Source organism: Tabrizicola sp. TH137 (assembly GCF_002855575.1).
Taxonomy (GTDB): Bacteria; Pseudomonadota; Alphaproteobacteria; order Rhodobacterales; family Rhodobacteraceae; genus Paragemmobacter.
This window is the reverse complement of sequence record NZ_PKRQ01000030.1, coordinates 1-3,830: the sequence shown is the minus strand read 5'-3', so window position 1 is coordinate 3,830 and position 3,830 is coordinate 1. Positions and strand designations below refer to the sequence as shown.

The window sequence follows — 3,830 nt, the reverse complement described above, 5'->3', positions numbered from 1 at the left end:
AGAACATCGTCATCCTCGCCGGCAACATCGGTCAAAAGCCCGAAGTGCGCTCGACCCAAAGCGGCACGAAGATCACCAACTTCACCCTGGCCACCTCGCGGCCGCGCCTCTCGGAAGGTCGCGTGATGCGCGACGAGAACGGCTACCGGATCATGGACACCGAATGGCACCGCATCACCTGCTTCAACGGCCTTGGCAAGACCGTTGCAGAGCACTGCGAAAAGGGCATGAAGGTCCTCGTCCACGGCCGCATCCACTACATGAAGTGGACCGACGCAACCGGCACCGATCGCTACGGCTGCGAGATCATCGCCGAGAAGGTCGACTTCCTGAGCCGCCCGAAGTCGGCCGAGAATGAAAACCCTGAGCTGGTCGACCGCGACGACGAGATCCCGTTCTGAGAGGAACGGGGTCTCCCCCGAAAGGGCCCGGAGGGGAAACCCGCCGGGCTTGGTCGTGCAGGAACCTTACTTCGGTAAACTGCTGGACATGCTCCGAGGTAGCGCCCTCAGGAGCCGACAATCCATCGATCTGCCCGTTCGGAAACACCCCCCAAGGCCGGTGTTCAGGAACTGGAGGGCGGAGGTATCGTTTGCATGGAAGCCGTTGCACGACCTCGAAGTTGCTAACCGAATCAGCAACTTTCCGCAGTCTACAACCTCGATCCGGCAGATACCCGATTCCATGATGCAGCGTTCTGAGTTAGAAGGGATCAAGCGAAGGGAGGCGACCTGTGGATTGCGTAGCGCGATGAACAATTGTGGCAGCGCACGTCTGGCTGCTTTGACGCGGCTGTTCTCCGCTACCGTCTTCCGAGAAATGGCGAAGAAGGGTCGGTCCGGTCTGTTCCTTCGGCTGCTCAAGCAGACCGACCTTATCTCTCTTACCGAACAAGGCGGGACTGTAGGTGACACCTTCGATGCTGCGTTTGAGGTTCTGAAGGTTTCGGGACACCGCGATGAATACATCTATCGTGCGGCCATAAGTCAGAAAGTGCTGTTGGGAACACACTCTCTACGTACGGCGTCTATGCTCACTGAATTTCGTGCCGGCAGTTCCAAGGCGGATCTGGTAATCTTGAACGGCACCGCAACCGTCTATGAAATCAAGTCGGAGCGGGATTCGCTGGCGCGGCTTGCCAATCAGGTTGAGAACTACAAACGCGTTTTCGCGAAAGTTAATGTGATTGCGAGTGAAAACCATATTGAAGGAGTGTTGGCAACCGTTTCTGATGATGTTGGGGTAATGTGCCTATCCAAACGCTATCAAATCACTACGGTACGCGAAGCGATCGATTGCCCGTCGCGCATCTGTCCTACGACCGTCTTTGAGTCTTTGCGCATGGTCGAGGGCGTCACGATACTTCGGGCGATGGGATTAACGGTGCCGACTGTTCCAAATACTCAGCGGCACGCTGCGATGCGCGAGCTCTTTGCCACGCTCGACCCTGTTGCTCTACATGTCGAGATGGTACGGACTCTCAAGCGGACGCGCGATCTTGCACCGATAGGAGAACTTGTTGAGCGTCTACCGACTTCGCTGCAAGCTGCAGCGCTATCAGTGAAGGTGCGCCGTGCAGACCATTCGCGGTTAGTCGACGCTATCGCGACCCCGCTGGACGCGGCTATGGCCTGGAGCTGAAAAACAAATGTACCACCCTTACTTTCGCGGGAAACAGTTCGAGCTGATCACAATCCGCGAGATGGCGCCATTACTCGCTGAGAAGAACTTTATTCCCGTGATTGAGCCGGTACGCGAGGCACTCGGCGGGCTCAAGAAGACATTGAGTGCGATATGTGCAGCCGGCGGGAGAGCGATTTTGATCGTGAACCCCTATCATGGCGACCATCAAGAAGACGGAACGGGAATCACCGATCTCCTCAAAGAGGGCTATATTGGCGTTGACAATATAGCCGCTGGTATCCTTTTGCGTAGTGACATGACGGTTGAAGAGGTCATGGCCTGCTACAACCATCATGCTGATCATCATCCAGTTCTGGTGCACGCGGGCTTCACCGCTCCTAAGGCGCTAGCGACCGAGTTGGAAGCCGCGATGCCCGGCCTCACTAACGTCTTCGTAGAAGATCATGCAAAGTTGCTGTATCGGAAGCATTTCGATCAGAGTAAGCGCATCCTCGTGCGGGACGGTTTCAAGCGGCAACGCAATGCCGACTATCCCGAGATGGAGGAGTTCTCCGATCTACATGTTACCTATGGTGATCTCGGGATGGTGGGTTTTGGCGACTTTCTTATGGTCGGCGATGCCTACAGCGAGAGTGGTGGGCCGGCCTATGCCGTCGCGATCCACTTGACCTTCATCGATGCTGACAAAGACGACGTAATGTATATTTATCACTTTGTCTCAGATACGAAGGACACACCGACCGATCCCGCTGGAAAGTTCGCTCAGGCATTGGCGAAGCTGATCGCAAAACTGAATAGTGGCACATCACATATTCTTGAAACCCAAGCTATTCTGGAGTTCCGCGAACTCCATGCTAAAGGTCATTTTCCAGGCCTTGGCTACATAAAGAAGCTCTCGATGAAGCATCACATCGAGACCCTTGCCGATTATCTTGGCTGATCTCAATGCCAAAACGCCTCTGCTGCCCTGAGTGCTTCGATGATCGCAGCCTTCGCGATCAGCTTTTCCCGTCGTTGGATCCTAGCCAAGGTACTTGCGACTTCTGCGGCACCGCCGATACTCAGCTTGTTGAGCCCATTAAACTCGCCAACTATTTTGAATTGCTAGTGAATGTATACGAACCGAGTGATGACGGGAAGTCACTGGTCGAGTGGATGAAGGACGACTGGCAGCTCTTCAGCCATGAGCGAATGGACATAGCTCACGCCAAGGAGTTGCTTGGCGAGATTCTCAATGACGGCGAGATCGTCCGAGGCAGCTTCTCACCGTCATCAAGTTATATCAGCGAAGGCCTCGCGCAGTGGGACAAGCTGCGCGACGAAATGATGTACGCCAATCGCTGGTTTCTTGATGTTGCCATCGACTTGGATCGTCTCCGCCAGTTGCTCGACATGTTGTTGGCGCCGCAGTTGCCCCAGAAATGGTATCGTGCTCGCATTCGTACCGAAGATGAAACCTTCACAATTGAAAAGATGGGAGCGCCGCCAAAGCGACGGTCCTCGCACGGTCGAGCCAATCCGGCGGGGATTCCCTATCTTTATCTCGGGTCCCGCCCCGATACCGCTGTCTCAGAGATTAGGCCCCATACCGGCGAAGCCGCGTGTGTCGCTGATTTTACGATCCCCGAGATCAGAGCTGTGGACTTGCGCAACCCGCGAAAACTCGTCTCACCTTTCATCCTGACCGACGCAAGCGAGATCGGACAGTTACGCGCCGACCTACCTTTCCTCGAACGCCTTGGTGAGGAATTGACACGCCCCGTTCAGCCGACCGGGGCGGCAATCGACTATATTCCGAGCCAGTATCTATGTGAATTCATTAAAAAGAGCGGTTTCGATGGTGTCATCTATCGCAGCTCGGTCAGTGATGGCATCAATCTAGCATTGTTTGATCCGGCGCGTGCAATCGGCGGTAAGGTTGAACTCTACAGCGTGACCAAGGTATCCGTTGAAGTGGTCGCGACCTAAGGCAGAAATTGTCTGATGGCTATAGCGCTTTTGAGCGCAATTCTTTGACCGTCTAGGAGCTCTAATTTTTCAGGTCAGCGAAGTTCTCTCCCGTTAGCTAAGGCCTAAATTGAAAGGATCGCTAGGGTCAGGACTCGTTCTCGGATTATAGCCAGAACATGACTGTTGCGGCGAGAGCGACGGCGGAGAGGAAGACCTTGGGGCATCTGTCGTAGCGC

General features: G+C 54.9%; 4 protein-coding genes. All 4 read left to right on the top strand.

Annotated features, from left to right (window positions below; genetic code table 11):
* Nucleotides 1-401 (top strand): single-stranded DNA-binding protein (locus C0V75_RS22555; RefSeq protein ID WP_101923216.1); only part of this gene is annotated, 401 nt, incomplete at its 5' end.
* A gap of 205 nt (nt 402-606) precedes the next feature.
* Nucleotides 607-1,641: a sce7726 family protein gene (locus C0V75_RS22550; protein ID WP_254216584.1), complete on the top strand. Its 1,035-nt coding sequence runs from the start codon at nt 607-609 to the stop codon at nt 1,639-1,641.
* A gap of 7 nt (nt 1,642-1,648) precedes the next feature.
* Nucleotides 1,649-2,584: a sce7725 family protein gene (locus tag C0V75_RS22545; RefSeq protein ID WP_101923215.1), complete on the top strand. Its 936-nt coding sequence runs from the start codon at nt 1,649-1,651 to the stop codon at nt 2,582-2,584.
* A 5-nt stretch (nt 2,585-2,589) separates the two neighbouring features.
* Nucleotides 2,590-3,612: an RES family NAD+ phosphorylase gene (locus tag C0V75_RS22540; RefSeq protein ID WP_101923214.1), complete on the top strand. Its 1,023-nt coding sequence runs from the start codon at nt 2,590-2,592 to the stop codon at nt 3,610-3,612.
* Nucleotides 3,613-3,830: the final 218 nt, after the last annotated feature.